At 64.9% G+C, this 16,196-nt stretch carries 10 protein-coding genes; 4 read left to right on the top strand and 6 right to left on the bottom strand.

Annotated elements, in window-relative coordinates:
• Positions 1–630 precede the first annotated feature (630 nt).
• The 4 genes from DK366_RS03665 to DK366_RS03650 are packed head-to-tail and all read right to left on the bottom strand — an operon-like array spanning position 631 to position 5,595.
• The gene (locus DK366_RS03665) at positions 631–1,842 is read right to left on the bottom strand and encodes an AGE family epimerase/isomerase (RefSeq protein ID WP_109124151.1); all 1,212 of its coding nucleotides are present in this window, start codon (positions 1,840–1,842) and stop codon (positions 631–633) included.
• Positions 1,839–2,816, bottom strand: coding sequence for a carbohydrate kinase (locus DK366_RS03660; protein WP_109124150.1), 978 nt, complete (start codon positions 2,814–2,816; stop codon positions 1,839–1,841). The genes DK366_RS03665 and DK366_RS03660 overlap by 4 nt, the downstream gene beginning before the upstream one ends.
• A gap of 14 nt (positions 2,817–2,830) precedes the next feature.
• On the bottom strand, positions 2,831–4,531 hold the full coding sequence (locus DK366_RS03655; RefSeq protein ID WP_109124149.1) for a sugar MFS transporter: 1,701 nt from the start codon (positions 4,529–4,531) through the stop codon (positions 2,831–2,833).
• Between the two features lie 14 nt (positions 4,532–4,545).
• Complete coding sequence (locus tag DK366_RS03650; RefSeq protein WP_109124148.1) at positions 4,546–5,595, bottom strand: LacI family DNA-binding transcriptional regulator; 1,050 nt, start codon at positions 5,593–5,595, stop codon at positions 4,546–4,548.
• Between the two features lie 215 nt (positions 5,596–5,810).
• Between DK366_RS03650 and DK366_RS03645 the strand changes: the two genes are divergently transcribed.
• The 4 genes from DK366_RS03645 to DK366_RS03630 all read left to right on the top strand — a co-directional run bounded on the left by DK366_RS03645 (position 5,811) and on the right by DK366_RS03630 (position 12,097).
• Positions 5,811–8,156: a GH92 family glycosyl hydrolase gene (locus DK366_RS03645; protein WP_198651413.1), complete on the top strand. Its 2,346-nt coding sequence runs from the start codon at positions 5,811–5,813 to the stop codon at positions 8,154–8,156.
• Between the two features lie 86 nt (positions 8,157–8,242).
• A complete protein-coding gene (locus tag DK366_RS03640) occupies positions 8,243–10,039 on the top strand; it encodes an ATP-binding protein (protein WP_109124146.1) in 1,797 nt (598 codons plus the stop codon).
• Positions 10,036–10,482: a response regulator gene (locus DK366_RS03635; protein WP_109124145.1), complete on the top strand. Its 447-nt coding sequence runs from the start codon at positions 10,036–10,038 to the stop codon at positions 10,480–10,482. Before DK366_RS03640 ends, DK366_RS03635 begins: the two co-directional genes overlap by 4 nt.
• 64 nt (positions 10,483–10,546) lie before the next feature.
• On the top strand, positions 10,547–12,097 hold the full coding sequence (locus tag DK366_RS03630) for a response regulator (protein WP_109124281.1): 1,551 nt from the start codon (positions 10,547–10,549) through the stop codon (positions 12,095–12,097).
• Positions 12,098–12,797: 700 nt separating this feature from the next.
• Here DK366_RS03630 and DK366_RS03625 read toward each other — a convergent pair.
• Entirely contained in the window at positions 12,798–14,207 is a 1,410-nt protein-coding gene (locus tag DK366_RS03625; protein ID WP_109124144.1) for a sigma-54 dependent transcriptional regulator, read from the bottom strand.
• A 194-nt stretch (positions 14,208–14,401) separates the two neighbouring features.
• Positions 14,402–16,051, bottom strand: coding sequence for an ATP-binding protein (locus DK366_RS03620; RefSeq protein ID WP_198651402.1), 1,650 nt, complete (start codon positions 16,049–16,051; stop codon positions 14,402–14,404).
• Positions 16,052–16,196: the final 145 nt, after the last annotated feature.

Below are 16,196 nucleotides of genomic sequence, written 5' to 3'. Positions count from 1 at the left end.
AGGGCTTTGTCACACCACAGCGGTCGGGAAGCGTAGCGTTCGCTTTGATCCATCGCAGTGGTCGGGAAGCGTAGCGACCACCTGCTTTAAGCCCTCTTGGCATCGGCGCGTTGCGAAGCGGAATGAAGTACCCGCTGTGTCTCGGCGAAGGTTGCCAAGTGCCAACGCACCTCAACCGTTCGGGCTTATCCCGTCGCAATGCTACGAGCCTTGGCTCTAAAGGCCATTTTCTTTGGGTTACTTTCGACGCAACGCTAGTCCCCGTGGGATCTTTTGGGCCAGCAAAAGAAAAGTGACTCGAGCGTCCCACGGGACTAGCTTCGCGTCGTCGGCAGACGATCGAAACGCCTCCGCGGCGTGAGCGGCCAGATCGCGGCAGCGCTCGAAGTTGCGAACAACCAAAACCGCAAAAAAAAAAGCAAAGTCACTGGACTCCCGCCTTCGCGGGAGTGACGGTGAGGGAGTGGTGAAGGCTTTCGACACGCGGGAGCGAGAAACGCGCAAAGACACAGGCCCGCAGAATGCCATTCTCGCGACCACTCACCCGTCACGAGCCAAAAGATCGCAATGCCACGCTAAAGATGCCGATGCCTCAACCCTCTCCCCGCCGGGAGAGGGAACCAACCAGTGTTACGGCACGCCGCCGTCGCGCACCAGCGCGATCACTTCGTAGCACGCGCCCATCGTGTGGTAATCCGTCTTGCCGGCGGGGCTCTTCTCATCGTCGTACTTGCGGTTGTCACGCGTGAGGATGCGGAACCACGCGCCGTACTTGTGATCCACGAAGTGTTCCCACGAGTAAGCCCACAGCTTCTCGTACCACGTGTCGTATTCGGGCAGGCCCGTGCGGGCGTGCAACAGTGCTGCGGCAGCGAGCGACTCGGCCTGCACCCAGAAGTACTTGTCGTCGTCGCACACGGTGCCATCCGGGGCAAAGCCGTAGGCCATGCCGCCGAATTCGTTGTCCCACGAACGGGCGAGCGCCGTATCGAACAGGTGCTTGGCGGTCGGCACCAGCCAGTTTTCCTCGCGGCCGCGTTCGAGCAGCAGCGGCTCCATGATCAGCAGCAGCTTGGCCCATTCGGTCTGATGGCCGGGTTGGAAACCCCAGGGACGGAACAGGTGCTTGGGATTGTCGAGGTTGTACTTCCAATCGACATTCCAGTTCACGTCGTAGTGTTCCCACACCAGGCCGTCGGCCTTCGCGGCCTGGCGGCGCGTCATGTGGTCGGCGAGCTGCAGCGCGCGTTCGAGATAGCGCGGCTCATCGCTGGCCTGGTAGGCGGCGAGCATCGCCTCGCACATGTGCATGTTGGCGTTCTGGCCGCGGTAATCGGTGAACTGCCACTGGTCGTTGGCTTCGTCGCGATAGAGGCCCGCGTCGGCATCCCAGTAATGCTTTTCGAGCAGTTCCCAGGTTTCGTCCATCCATGCTTCGGCTTCATGCACACCGGCTTTCTTGGCGGTGGCGTAGGCGAGCAGGACGAAGGCCACGCCGTACGCGTGGTACATGGTGTCTTCGGGCTTGCCGTCGCGGATGGTCCACGCGTAGCCGCCCGTCGCCGGGTTGCGGTGCACATCGCGCAGGTAGCGCAGTCCGTGATGCACGGCGTCGAGATACTCGGCGTTGCCGAATTCGTTGTACGCCATGGCGTAGTTGAAGACGAAGCGCGTGCTGCTTACCAGGTGACGATGGCTGCGGTCGTAGATCGTGCCGTCGTCCTTGTAGTAATGGAAAAAGCCGCCGTCCGGATCGATGCAGTGCGGGTGGTAGAACGCCATCGTGGTGGCGATGTGTTCGCGCAGGAACGCCTCGCTGCGGAAATCGGGCGTGGTGGTCATGCGTAGGTCTCCATGAAGCTGAGCACTTCGGCTTCGTCGGGAATGGCCGAGAACGAACCCTGGCGCGTCACGGTGAGCGCGCCACAGGCCGATGCGAAGCGCAGGGCTGCATGCAGGCGAGGCAGTTCGGTGATGAGGTGGTCGATGCGGTCGTTGGTGTGTTCCAGCGTGGCGAGCTGATACAGCAGGCCGCCGACGAAGGCATCGCCCGCGGCCGTGGTGTCGACGGCGGGCACGGCATACACCGGCAGTTCGCCTTCCACGTCGGGATGGAACCAGCGCAGCGGCTTGTCGCCATCGGTGATGATGACCAGGCGCGTGCGGCCTTCCCACAATTTTTCCAGCGTGGCTTCTTCGCCATCCACGGCGAGCCAGGCGAACTCCTCGGCGCTCAGCTTCACCACGTCGGCCAGGTGCAGGGCCGGCCAGATCAGCGGGCGGGGTTCCACGTCGCGTGGCCAGAGCGCCGGGCGCAGGTTGAGGTCGAAGCTCACCAGGGCGCCTGCCGCGTGCGCGCGACGCATGCCTTCGCGCGTGGTTTCGGCCAGCGCGGCGTCGGTCATGCTGTTGGAGCACACGTGGAACACGGCCGCGCCATCGAAACTCGTGGCGTGGAAGTGCAGCGGGCGAAACAGCAGGTCGGCCGAGGGCGGGCGATAGAAGCTGAAGCTGCGTTCGCCGCTGGCATCGAGTGACACGAACGCCAGCGCGGTGTTCGCTTCGTCCGTGCGCGCGACGCCATCGGTATTCACGCCCATGCGCTGCAGGCTGTGCAGCAGATAGTCGCCGAACATGTCCTTGCCGAGCATGCCGGCGAACGCCGCATCGCCGCCAAGGCGGGCAACCGCCACGGCCACGTTGGCCGGCGCACCGCCGGCATAGGGAACGAAGCTGCGCGGGAAACCGGCTTCGTCGCCGCCTTCACTGTGGAAATCGATCAGCGCTTCGCCGAAACAGAGGATGGTACGTGACATCTACGTAAAGCCCGTCAGTGGGTAGCGGCTGCCACGGGATCGCGAACGATCGAACCGCGCAGTCCGTAAAACACGATGTAGCCGTAGCAAAGCAGCGGCAGGATGAAAGCGTGCTGGATGCCCATGTGGTCAGCCAGCAGGCCTTGTGCAAGTGGCAGCAGCGCGCCGCCAACAATGGCCATGATCAGCAGGCTCGATGCCTTGCCGGTCATCGGACCCATGCGTTCGATGCCGAGCGCAAAAATGGTCGGGAACATGATGGAGTTGAACAGGCCGATGGCGATCACGCTGACCATCGCCACGTCGCCATGCGTGAGCATGGTGGTGAGCAGCAGCAGCGCCGCCGCGCCGGCAAAGGCGGCAAGCAGCTTGCGCGGATTGAGCCACACCAGCAGTGCGGAGCCGGCCAGTCGGCCCACCATGGCGCCGCCCCAATACAGCGACACGTACTTGGCCGCCTGCTGTTCGCTCATGTGGCCGATCTCGGGCAGCGACAGGTAGTTCACCAGGAAGCTGCCGATCGACACTTCCGCGCCGACGTAGAAGAAGATCGCGAGCACGCCGAAGAAGACATGGCTGTGGCGCAGCGCATCCATCAGCGTGTGATGCGAGGTGTCGGCCTGCTCGGTGGATTCGGTAAGCGGCGGCAGGCGGAACAGCCACACCACCACGGCGAGAATCAGCAGCGCGCAGCCCAGGCCGAGATACGGCTTCTGCACCAGCTCGGCTTGCTTCTGGCGGTAACCGGCCAGTTGTTGCGCGGTGTCCTGCGGAAGGTTGGCGCGTACGCTGGCCAATTGCGCGGCATCGCTGGCATCGAGTCGCGAGGAAGCCAGCTTGTCCAGCGCCGTGGCGAGCGCGGCCGACGGCAGCGCAGCCAGTTGCTGCGGCGAAAGCGCCGACAGTGTGGCAAGCAGCGGCGCGCCGGAGAGTTTGTCCAGGGCCTGCGGCAACTGTTCCTGCGGCAGGTGCGCGATGCTGGCGCCAATGTCGTTGCTCGGCAGGCGGTCCAGCGCGCTGGCGGCTGCGTCGTTGAGTGCAGCGACCAGCTGTTCCGGCTTCGCCTGGCGGATGGCATCCACGGCCTGGGCGGGCGGTGCATCGTTGATCGTCTGCACCAACTGCACGGTTTCCGGTGCCTTGCGCACGCCGTCGGGCACGGCGGTGGAAACGGCGGCGAGAATCAGCAGGCCACCGAACCAGGGGCCCAGCGTGGTGCCCAGCGAATTCATGGCCTGCGCCAGCGTAAGACGACTGGAGCTGGTGCGCTCGGGACCCAGCAGCGCCACGTACGCATTCGCAGCTACCTGCAACACGGTGATGCCCGTGGCGAGCACGAACAGCGCGGCAAGGAACGCTGCATAGGAATGCAGTTGCGCTGCGGGCCAGAAGCCGAACGCACCGACGGCGGCAATGGCCAGGCCCGCCACGATGCCTTTCTTGTAGCCCAGTGCTGCCACCAGGCGGCCGGCTGGCAACGACATCAGGAAGTACGCGCCGAAGAAGGTGAACTGCACGAGCATGGCGCGCGCGTAATTCAGTTCGAACACCGTCTTCAGATGCGGAATCAGGATGTCGTTGAGGACGGTCAGGAAACCCCACATGAAGAAGATCGTGGTGGTGACCGCCATCGCCATCGGGTAATCGGTGTAGCGCGTCTTGCCGGAGGCCGGCGACGAGGTCGCCGACTGGACGGGTGGAGCTGCGAAGGCCATGCGAAATCCGTGGGTCAGGAAAGAGGGTTGCTGCTTTCGCGCACGACGAGTTCCACCGGCGCGACGGTGGTGCCCGAGGGAGCCTGCGGATCGCGCAGGCGGGCAAGAAGCATTTCCGCGGCCTGCCGTCCCCGCGCGCGGGGCGCCGTGGACAGCGTGGTCAGCGAGGGCATGCTCATGGAGGCTTCGGCGATGTCGTCGAAGCCGGTAACCGCAAAATCGCGTCCGGCCTGGCGGCCGTGCTGGTGCAGGCCGAGCATCAGGCCCAGCGCCACCGCGTCGTTGTAGCAAACTGCTGCGGTGGGCGCGGCACCCGGCCCGGCAAACAGCTCGCCGACAGCGCGCGCAGCGTCGGTACGTGTAGGTGTGCTCTGCACGCGCCAGTGGGTTTCCACCGGCAAACCGGCCGCCTTCATGGCCTGCATGTAGCCATCGTGGCGTTCGCGCGTGGAGCTGGCATGGTCATGGCCGCCGAAGAAGGCGATATGGCGATGGCCCTGGGCAATCATGTGTTCCGTGGCCGCACGAGCGCCGCGGGCGTTGTCCAGCATCAGGCGGTCCCAGTGCGCGTATTCCGGCAACTGGCCGCCGAGCTCGCGGTTGAACAGCACCACCGGCGTGTGCGTGCCGACGGCGGCGAGCACCTTGCGGGCCTCGCTGTCCTCGGCGGGGGAAAGAATGATGCCGCCCGGGCCATGCTCGATCAGCGAGCCCAGCACCGCATGCTCGCGCTCGGCCGAGTCGCCGGTGCTGCCCAGCAGGGTGACGAAGCCGGCCGCGCCCAGGGTTTCGTCCACCCCGGCGGCGAATTCGGCGAAGAACGGGTTGGCCAGTTCGTTGATCACCAGCGCCACGCTGGACGACGTACGCCGGCGCAGGTTGGCGGCGGCGCGGTTGTACACGTAACCCTGGCGACGCAGTTCCTCTTCCACGCGCGCCCGGGTGGCCTTGTTGACCAGGGGGCTGCCGCGCAGCACGAGCGAAACCGTGGCACGGGACACACCGCAGCCCGCTGCGATGTCGTTGAGTGTGATCTTTCTACCGACCGGGGTCTGGCTTTCCATCGCAGGCCTGGGTTGATTGGAACGATCTAAAGGTAACCTGCTCCCGCCAGCGAACGGAAACACTTTCGATGGCGCGACGCAGCATGCAACGATGCCTGCAGGGATGTTAGCGTCAGGCGAAATTAGAACGATTCAAATCCACTACTTTGGGGAATTCTATGCGCAATTTGCCGTTCCGTGCGTGGCTGCCCACTTTGCTGGCAGCCGCGGTGTCGATGGGCCTGTCTGCACCCGTCCTGGCGGCCGCCAGCGAGGGGCATTCGGCCGACGTCGACCCCCGCATCGGCACGGGCGGCGATGGCCATACCTTCCCCGGCGCCACGGTGCCCTTCGGCATGATCCAGCTGTCGCCCGACACGGCGATGCCGGACTTCAAGCACGCCTACAAGTACGCCGCCGGCTACCAGTACGGCGACAGCAGCCTGCTGGGCTTCTCGCACACCCACTTCTCCGGCTCCGGCCATTCGGACATGGGCGACGTGCTGGTGATGCCCATTGCCGGCGACGTGCGCCTGGAACCGGGCGACGTGGCCAAGCCGGGCAGCGGCTATCGCTCGCGCTTCAGCCATGACACCGAAGTGGAGCAGGCGGGCTACTACGCCGTGACACTGGCCGATTACAACGTGCGTGCCGAGCTGACCGCCGGTCGCCGCATCGGCTGGCACCGCTACACCTTCCCCGCAGGCAAGCCGGCCCACCTGCTGCTGGACCTGCGTCCGAGCATCTACGACTACCAGGGCAAGGTGCTGTGGGCGAGCGGGCGCGTGCACGACGACGGCACCGTCACCGGCTGCCGCACCACGCGCGGCTGGGCGCCCGGTCGCGAACTGTGTTTCGCCATGCGCTTCTCCCAGCCGATGACGGCGCGCACGCTCTACAACCGCGAAACCGACATCACCTATAAGGGCTTCAAGGGTCCGGGCAACCAGCCGGAAGATCATGACGGGCAGAGCGGTCGCGCGCTGGAAGGCGTGTTCGACTTCGGCACGCTCAAGCAGCCGCTGGAAGTGAAGGTGGCGATTTCTTCGGTGAGCGAAGCCAACGCGGTCGCCAACCTCGATGCCGAAGGGCAGGGCTGGGACTTCGATGCGCGTCGTGCCGAAGCCCGCGCAAGCTGGGACAAGGCCCTGGCGTCCATCGATGTCGAGGGCACCAAGGACCAGCGCGTCGGCTTCTACACCTCGCTGTACCACGCACTGCTGTCGCCCACGCTCAGCATGGACGTGAACGGCCAGTTCCGCGGTCCGGACGGCGCCGTGCACGAGGCCGTCGACAAGAACGGCAAATTCGAATTCCACTCCACCTGGTCGCTATGGGACGTCTACCGCGCGCAGCAGCCGCTGATGGCGTTGCTGATGCCCGAGCGCAGCACGGATTTCGTGCGTTCGTTGATCGCTTCCGCTGAAGCCAGCCCGTTCGGCATCCTGCCGGTGTGGGCGTACCAGGGTATGGAGACGTGGTGCATGATCGGCTACCACGCCGTGCCGGTGATCGCCGACGCGTACATCAAGGGTGTACGCGGTTTCGATGCGGACGAGGCACTCAAGAAGATGGTGGCGAGCGCCACCTACGCGCCGTACGGCGGCCTTGGTGATTACATGAAGCTCGGCTACGTGCCGATCGACAAGGAACCGGAAGCCGCCTCCAAGACGCTGGAATACGCCTACGACGACTGGTCGCTGGCGCAGATGGCCAAGGCCATGGGCCGCAAGGACATTGCCGCCACGTTCGACAAGCGCGCCGGCAACTGGCGCAACGCCTACGACCCCAAGACGGGCTTCATGCGGGCGCGGAAGACCGACGGCAGCTTCCGCGAACCATTCAACCCGGATACCGCCGGCTACGGCAGCGACTACACCGAAGGCAATGCGTGGCAGTACTCCTGGTACGTGCCGCAGGATGTGGCAGCGCTGATCAAGGCCATGGGCGGCGACCAGGCCTTTGTCACCAAGCTCGACAGCGTGTTCGATGCCAAGGTCGACAAGTCGCACTTCGCCAACGTCGAAGACATCACCGGCCTGATCGGCTGGTACGCACACGGCAACGAGCCCAGCCATCACCTGGCCTACCTCTACGACTATGCCGGCGCGCCGTGGCAGACGCAGAAGCGCCTCAAGCAGATCATGGACAGCCAGTACGCCACGCGTCCCGATGGCCTGGCTGGCAATGACGACCTTGGCCAGATGTCGGCCTGGTACATCTTCACCGCGCTGGGTTTCTATCCGGTGACGCCGGCCAGCGACGAATACGCCATCGGTCGTCCCTTTGTGTCGCGCGCTACCTTGCATCTGGCTGGCGCCAAGACGTTCACCGTCACGGCCGAGCCGCTGGACGATGCGCATCCGTACGTCGGCAGCGTGACGCTCAACGGCAAGCCGCTGGACCGCGTGTACCTCAAGCATGGGGAAATCGTGGCGGGCGGCGAACTGCACTTCACCATGCAGGCCGAGCCGAACCGGGCATGGGGACAGGCGGCGGGTGAGCGTCCGAGCTCCATGAGTGTCCCTTCGACCAAGGTCGCAGCTGCTTCCGGCAAAACTGAAGGCAAAACGCCACGTTAAGAGGTGGCGTTCGCCGGGGTGATTCTGCAACCATGCCTGACATGTTGCGCTCATCCTGGAAACTGGCGTCGACACTACGGCCCGCCATGAAGGACCGCGTCGCCCTGCGCTGGCGGCTCGGTGGCCTATTGGCTGCCGTACTGGTGATCGTGGCGTTGCCGTACGTGGTGACCCGCAGTGGCGCCAGTGAAGCCATTCGCGCCAACGAGCGGGTGACGCACTCCAGCGAGGTGAAATCGCTTACGTATCGCATCGCCTATGTCACACGTGACAGCGAGGCGGCGATCTATCGCCTCATTCATGGCGACAAGGATCCGCAGGTACGCCTGCGCGCCGAGCGTGCCACCCATGAAACCCCCGGGTTGCTGCAGCAGCTGCGCGAGATGACGCGCGACAGCCCCGACCAGCAGGCGCTGATCGGTTCGCTGAGTTCCACCGTGAGCGGACGCCTCGCCCTGAGCGGGCAGGCGATCATGCGCCATGACCACGGCGATGAGTCCGGCGCCAGCGACGCCATGCGCGACTCCGGCACGCTGTTCAAGATGGACGACCTGATCGACGGCGTCGTGCGCAACGAGAACAACACGCTGCTGAGTCGTCGCGATGCGGCAAGCCGCGAGTCATTCAACAGCGAACTGGCGCTGACCATCACCGCCATTGCGCAGGTGCTGCTGCTGACCATCGTGGTGATCGTGTCCGAGCGGCAGATCAGTCGGCGACTGAAGGCCGAAGTGCGCGAAGGCCAGGCCGTGCAACGCTCGCAGCTCATCGTGCAGGCGGTGCGCGAACCGATTGCGCTGCTCGATGCAAGCCTTGGCACGCTGCTGGTGAATGCCGCTTTTGGCGAACTCTACGGCTTGCCACCCGATTTCCGCCTGTCGCTGCCGCTTACGGAGATTGGCGATGGCGCCTGGACCGACAGCGCGCTGTTGCAGCGACTCAACGACGTGCTGCTGCTCGATCGCGAACTTTGGGATTACGAACTGATCCAGCGCACGGTCGATGGCGTGGATCGCCACGTGGTGATCAACGCACGCCGCCTCGAACAGGACGGCGGTGGCGATCCAGTGCTGCTGTTGACCCTGAGCGACGTCACGGCGCGTGCGCTCGTGGAGCAGCAGGTGAAGGAACTCAATCGCCAGCTCGAAGGCAAGATCGAGCAGGTGTCCGACGTCAATCGCGAGCTGGAAGCCTTCAGCTATTCGGTGTCGCATGACTTGCGTGCGCCGCTGCGCCACATCAGTGGCTTTGCCGGCAAGCTGCACCAGCATCTGGGTGAAGGCGCGGATGAACGGTCGCGCCACTACATCGAAGTGATCAACGACGCCGCCAAGCGCAGGGCGTTGTTGATCGAAGACCTGCTGGTGTTCTCGCGCCTGGGTCGTGGTGCACTTCGCCTGCAACCGGTCGACATGCAGTCACTCGCGGACGAAGCACGCGCGCTGGCCGAAACCGATGCGCACGGTCGCCATATCGTGTGGTCCATTGCGCCGTTGCCCATCGTCATCGGCGACGAGAACATGCTGCGCACCGTGTGGCAGAACCTGCTGGGCAACGCGGTGAAGTACACCGGCAAGTGCGAAGTCGCGCGCATCGACGTGGATGTGCAACGCCATCGCGATGGCAGCTATGAATTCGTCACCAGCGACAACGGTGCCGGTTTCGACATGCAGTACGCGGGCAAGCTGTTCGGCGTGTTCCAGCGGTTGCACCGCGCCTCCGAATTTCCGGGCAACGGCATCGGCCTGGCCAACGTGCGCCGCATCGTGACGCGGCATGGCGGGCGCGTGTGGGCGGATGCACAGCCGGGGCAGGGTGCGCGCTTCCACTTCACCCTGCCATCGTCGGACCTCGCCGAAAGCTTTGCGCAGAGGCGCCAATGAACACTCGAGATCTCCGTACCATCCTGCTCGTCGAGGACAGCCTCGCCGATGCCGAAATGGCCCTGGATGCGCTTGCCGGTGCCCATCTGGCCAATCCCGTGGTGCACGTCGAAGACGGCGTGGATTGCCTCGACTATCTTTATTGCCGTGGCGAATGGGCCGGTCGCGAGCCGACCGATCCTGCCGTGGTGTTGCTGGACATCAAGATGCCGCGCATGAACGGTCTTGAGGTGCTGACGAAGATGCGTGAGGACGACCGTTTCCGGCGCGTACCGGTGGTCATCCTGTCGTCGTCGCGCGAAGAGAGTGATCTGGCGCGCAGCTGGGACATCGGCGCGAATGCGTACGTGATCAAGCCGGTGGACGTCGATCAGTTTTTTGAAGCAGTTCGAACCTTGGGTCAGTTCTGGGCAGTGCTCAACCAGGCACCGGACCAGACCTGAAAGACACGAAGACGCGGGAAGCTCCACGACAGGGCGGGTGAAAGTGGACAGGCAGCAGTGGGCATTGCCCCGAATCCGGGTACTGCAGATCGAGGACAGCCAGCTCGATGCCGAGCTTGTGTTGTCCGAACTGGATGCCGACCACATCGAGTACGACGTGCACCTGGTGGACGCCGAGCGCGAATATCTTTCCGCGCTCGAACAGTTCCAGCCGGACATCGTGCTCTCGGACCTGAGCATGCCGGGCTTTTCGGGCCAGCGTGCGCTGGACATCCTGCGTGAACGCGACCAGGACCTGCCTTTCATCTTCGTCTCGGCGACGCTCGGCGAAGAGGCGGCCATCGAAGCGCTGCGCAATGGCGCCACCGATTACATCCTCAAGCAGAACCCTGCGCGACTCGCGTCCGCCGTACGCCGCGCCATGCGCGAGGCCGAGGCGCAGCGTGCGCGACGTCGTGCGGAAACCGAGCTCATCCGCGCACAACGTTTCGAAAGCCTTGCCATGCTGGCCGGCGGCCTGAGTCACGATTTGCGCAATCTGCTGCAACCACTGCTGCTGGCGGGCGACAGCCTGCAGGATTACCAGGAAGACCCGCGACTCGCTCGCCTGGGTCGCCTTGTGCGCGATTGCGGCAAGCGCGGCCTGGACATGGTGCAGTCCATGCTGTCGTTCGCACGTGGTGCGCGCCGTGCGGAGCAGGTGCGCGTGGGCGCGTTGCTCGATGCGCTTGGCCTGCTGCTGCAAGGCAGTGTGCCGCGCAACGTGACGCTGGAACTGGACGCCTACGATCACGACCTGAGCTTCGACGGCAATCACACCGAATTGCAGCAGTGCCTGCTCAACCTGAGTCTCAACGCCATCCAGGCCATGCCCGAAGGCGGCAAGCTGAGCATCAGCGCGTCGCTCGCCTCGTTGCCCGAAAGCTTTTTCCAGCCTGGCGAAGAAGTGCGCGAAGGCAACTATGTGTGCCTGACCGTGTGCGATACCGGCACAGGCATGGATGACGCCGCCCTCCAGCATCTGTTCGAACCGTTCTACACCACCAAGGAAAGCGGCACCGGTCTTGGCCTGGTGTCGTGCAAACGCATCATCACCGCGCACGGCGGCGTGATGCGCGTGGATAGCAGGCCTGGCGAAGGCACGCGTTTCCACATGCACATCCCGCTGATGCAGCAGGTTGCCGAGGTGATGGTGGAGCAGGAAACCGCCAACCTGCAGGGTGAAGCCGAACGTGTCCTGGTGGTGGTGGAAGAAGCCGGCCAGCTGTCGCTGCTGGTCGATACGCTCGATTCGTGGGGCTACCAGGCCCATGCAAGCCAGAGCGGCACGGCGGCCCTGCAATGGCTGGAAGCGCAGGGCGTGCCGGATCTGGTGGTGCTCGATGCGGACATGAACCTGTTCACGGGTGTGCGCACGCTGGCGGCGTTGTTCGATCACGGCTATCGACGCGCGGTGATTTTGCTGGCGCGGCCGGATGCGCCGCCGGACATAGACGAGTTGCCGGTGATGGAGCATCTGTTCCTGGTCGACAAGCCGATCTCGACGATGAAGTTGTTGAGGACGGTGAGAGAGGCGTTGGAGGCAGGTGCCTCGGGGCCGGAGGGGCCGTTGTAGGGTTTTCTGGCGCCGTTTAGCGGTGCCTGAAGCGCATGGAGGCACGGCTTTTTGCCCCCTCTCCCTTTCGGGGAGAGGGTTGGGGTGAGGGGCGGGTGCTCGCGGGAACGGTTTGCTGCCCCCGCTGGTAGCGAAGCCCTATCCCCCACCGCCATCCTTGCGATGACGTCTATACCCCTCACCGTCATTCCCGCGAAGGCGGGAATCCAGTGACTTTGCTCTTCGGCTCTTTTGCGGCCTTTTCACGAGCTGGCTCGCCTGCCGCGGGCTTCCGACGATCTGCCGATCGCCGGGTCACTTTTCTTTGCTTGCCCAAAGAAAAGTAACCAAAAGAAAGGGCACCCCGGATGACGCGCCTTCCGGGCTTTCAGCCCTCCAGGTTCGCGTGCGGGTTGCGGGGTTTGTCGACAGGGCATCCTGCCCTGACGACAAACTGGCCGGCGTCCTGCCGGCCACCCTGGCGGGCTGATCCTTCACCCGCACGCCGCTGTCATACGGGGCCCGGGAGCGAAGAGCCCAAAGCCCAAAGCCCAAAGCCGAAAGCCGAAGCTCGGCTTGGCGGTCCTTTCTCGAGCACCCGCCCCTCACCCCGGCCCTCTCCCCGGAGGGGAGAGGGAGTTGATAGGCGACGGTGGCTTTGACCCCGAAACAAAAAGGCCGGACTAAGTCCGGCCTTTCGTTGCGCATCGACCAGTGAATCTCAGTCGATGCCCAGCTTCTTCAACTTGTAGCGCAGCGCGCGGAACGTGATGCCCAGCTTCTTGGCCGCCGCGGTCTTGTTGTAACGCGACTCTTCAAGCGCCTTGATGATGGCGGTGCGTTCGAGGTTGCTGATGTAGTCGTCCAGGCCACCACTTGCCGTCGGCGATGCGGCAACCGGTGCCGGTTCCGCGACGGGCATGCCATGAGGTACAGCGGCAACGGGAGCAGCTTCGCCAGGCGAACGCGGCGTGCGCTGCGGCAGCATCAGGTCGCTCACGTCGATCTGGTCGCCGTCGCACATCGCCATGGCGCGTTCGAGGATGTTCTCCAGTTCGCGCACGTTGCCCGGGAAGTCGTAGCCCTCCAGGGCCTGCTGCGCGGCCGGCAGCAGGTGACCGGTGGCGCCGCCGCTCTTGGCGGCGAGCTGGCGGAGCACGAAGTTGGCGAGCAAGGGGACGTCGCCGCGGCGTTCGCGCAGGGGCGGTACGCGCAGCTCGATCACGTTGATGCGGTAGAACAAGTCCTGGCGGAACTGGCCCTGTTCGACCAGCGCGGCAAGGTTCTTGTGGGTGGCGGAAAGAATGCGCACGTCGACCGGCACTTCTTCGCGGGCGCCGATGGGGCGCACTGCCTTTTCCTGGATCGCGCGCAGCAGTTTCACCTGCATGTGCAGTGGCAGCTCGGCCACTTCGTCGAGGAACAGCGTGCCGCCATGCGCGGCCTGGAACAGACCTTCCTTGTCGCCCACCGCACCGGTGAAGCTGCCCTTGCGATGGCCGAAGAATTCGCTCTCCATCAACTCGGACGGAATGGCGCCGCAGTTCACCGGCACGAACGGTCCGGTGGCGCGCGGGCCTTGTTCGTGGATCAGGCGGGCGACCAGTTCCTTGCCCACGCCCGATTCACCGGCGATGTACACCGGCGCCTGGTTGCGCGCGAGCTTGCCGATGGTGGAACGCACCTGTTGCATGGCCGCCGAGTCGCCGATCAGGCGTTCGTTGCCGTCCGGCTTGGCGGCGGCCTGGCCACTGCGCTTTTCCTCGGCGAGGCGCAACGCGGTGCGCACCAGGCGGCGCAGCATCTGGATGTCCACCGGCTTGGACACGAAGTCGAAGGCACCGGCCTTCAGCGCGCTGACCGCCGCGTCCACGTTGCCGTAGGCGGTGATCATGGCGACCGGCGTATCCGGGTGTTCGGCGGAAATGAGCTCCACCACCTCATGACCGGTGCCGTCGGGCAACCGCATGTCGGTGAAGCACAAGTCGTAATGCCGTTCGGCGAGGGCTCGCCGGGCTTCGGTCACGGTACCTACCGCATCGACCAGCAAATCCATGCGGCCGAGGGTGATGGTGAGAAGCTCGCGAATGTCGCGTTCGTCGTCGATGACCAGGACGGTCTGTTGGCTCATGTCGTCACAGTGGGCTATGGACGCGACTAGGATAACCGGCGCCTTCCCAAGGGGCAAAGTCTGAAACTCGAATATGCGCCTACGTATGGGAAAAGTGACGATCGAAGCATTTCGCGATCGTCTTATGGACAGCCCGTGATTCGTCACCGCAACGAGCGGAGAGAAGTGCGAGCGGCTCTGCCGGGCTTGCCCGCTTAACCTGCCGCCGCCGTATCCCCGGCCGCCTTGCCCACGCGCGTTGCCGGCGTCAGTACCAGGCGGAAACAGCTGCCGCCGCCCGCCACGCGCACATACTCAAGCGATGCCTGGTTCGCCTCGCTCATCTGGCGCGCCAGGTACAGGCCCAGGCCCGTGCCGTACTCGTGCGTGGTGTAGAACGGCTCGAAAATCTGCGCCGCGACCTTGGGCGCAATGCCCGGGCCGCGGTCGATCACTTCGAGAATGGGCACGCCATGCTCGCCATGACGCGCCACCACCATCACGCGCGCCGGTTCGCCGGGCATGCGGCCATAACGCAGGGCGTTCTGCACCAGGTTCCACACCACCTGCTGCAATTGCTGCGGGTCGGCCACCGCGGCCACCGGCGTGCTGGCCTGGATCACGCGCAGCGAGTCTTCGCCCAGGTCGTTGCCCTGGCGATATTCGTCCACGAACAGGTTGGCCCAGGTGCCCAGGTCCAGCGTTTCCGGCCGTGAGCGCTCGCGGCGGGAGAGCTGCAGGATGTTCTCGATGATCTCGTTCAACCGCACGCAGTGGTTGTTGATGATCTCCACCATGCGCTGGTCGGTGGGTGGCAGGTCTTCCGACTCGGCCAGCAGCTGCGCCGAATAGCGGATGGCCGCCAACGGGTTGCGGATTTCGTGCGCGATCGAGGCCGACAGGCGCCCGAGCGAACTGAGCGTCAGCTCTTCGGCGCGGCGCGACACCAGCGAGGTGTCGTCCAGGAAGATCAGCACGTGCGAGTCGTCGTTCGGCGCCAATCGGGTGAAGCGCGGCACCACTTCGGGCACGCCGTCGGCCAGCTGGGTGGCCGATTCGTCGAGCTTGCCCGAGGTGATCCAGTGATAAAGGCGGCGCGACAGCTCCGGCGCCACGCGACCCAGGTCGCGCTGGTCGGCGGTGGGGTTGCCCAGCAGCATCCAGGCCGATTCGTTCATCTGGTGGATGCGGTTGGCGTCGTCCACCAGCATCACGCCCGTCTTCATGCGGCGGATGATCAGCTCGTTGACCTGCGCCAGGTTGGCCAGGTCCACGCCGCGCTGTTCGGCCAGCGCTTCGCTCGCGCGAATCTGCCGGCTCAGTACGTAACAGAGCATGGTGATGGCGAAGTAGGCCAGGCCGAACAGGCTCGATTCGAGCAGTTCGCGGTCCATGCCCACCTGGCCGTGCTGCGCCTCGACCACCGAGTGTCCGATGACGCCCAGCGTGGCCAGTGCCGCAAAGAAGCAGGACAGGCGCAGCGGCAGGATCAGAGCGCCGGCCGCCAGGTTCACCGCCAGCATCATGGCAATGCCGATGCGGGCGTCGTGCATGGTAATGATCGCCAGCACGGCGGCGATGATGTCCACCGTCAGGGCGCCCGACACCGTCCAGCGCATCCACGGGGTGGAGCGGCGCGTCAGCGACAGCATGCCCAGCGCAAACAGCAGGAACAGCACCGCCACGCCGCGGGCCAGCCCCACATCGGCCAGCTTGGGCCAGCCCAGCGTGTTGGGGCTCAGGGCCAGGCCGACGTAGACCAGGGCCTGGGCCAGCCGGAAACAGTTGAGGAACAGGAGTTCATGGCGCGCGGCCTCGGGAGTGGCGCGCGCATTGGGGTAGGCGGGCTGCACGGTGCTGGACACCTGGCGGGCTCTCCCGGGCTGTCTGAGGGTGGTTCCGAGCAGTATAGACGGGCCTCGGGAAGGTGTGAGCACCGGCCGCCAGAGGCCGGGAATGGGACATGTCGTAGGGCCGCCCCTTTCCATCGGGGGCCGGGGCTGCGAAAAT

Source organism: Dyella sp. C11, assembly GCF_003121485.1.
In the GTDB taxonomy this organism is placed as follows: Bacteria; Pseudomonadota; Gammaproteobacteria; order Xanthomonadales; family Rhodanobacteraceae; genus Dyella.
The sequence above is the reverse complement of the archived record's forward strand: the minus strand, read 5'-3'. Positions and strand labels throughout refer to the sequence as shown.

Bases quoted from the DNA above. Each gene is read 5' to 3' on its own strand.
- DK366_RS03665 (WP_109124151.1), bottom strand. From the start codon at position 1,842: ATGACCACCACGCCCGATTTCCGCAGCGAGGCGTTCCTGCGCGAACAC.
- DK366_RS03660 (WP_109124150.1), bottom strand. From the start codon at position 2,816: ATGTCACGTACCATCCTCTGTTTCGGCGAAGCGCTGATCGATTTCCAC.
- DK366_RS03655 (WP_109124149.1), bottom strand. From the start codon at position 4,531: ATGGCCTTCGCAGCTCCACCCGTCCAGTCGGCGACCTCGTCGCCGGCC.
- DK366_RS03650 (WP_109124148.1), bottom strand. From the start codon at position 5,595: ATGGAAAGCCAGACCCCGGTCGGTAGAAAGATCACACTCAACGACATC.
- DK366_RS03645 (WP_198651413.1), top strand. From the start codon at position 5,811: ATGGGCCTGTCTGCACCCGTCCTGGCGGCCGCCAGCGAGGGGCATTCG.
- DK366_RS03640 (WP_109124146.1), top strand. From the start codon at position 8,243: ATGAAGGACCGCGTCGCCCTGCGCTGGCGGCTCGGTGGCCTATTGGCT.
- DK366_RS03635 (WP_109124145.1), top strand. From the start codon at position 10,036: ATGAACACTCGAGATCTCCGTACCATCCTGCTCGTCGAGGACAGCCTC.
- DK366_RS03625 (WP_109124144.1), bottom strand. From the start codon at position 14,207: ATGAGCCAACAGACCGTCCTGGTCATCGACGACGAACGCGACATTCGC.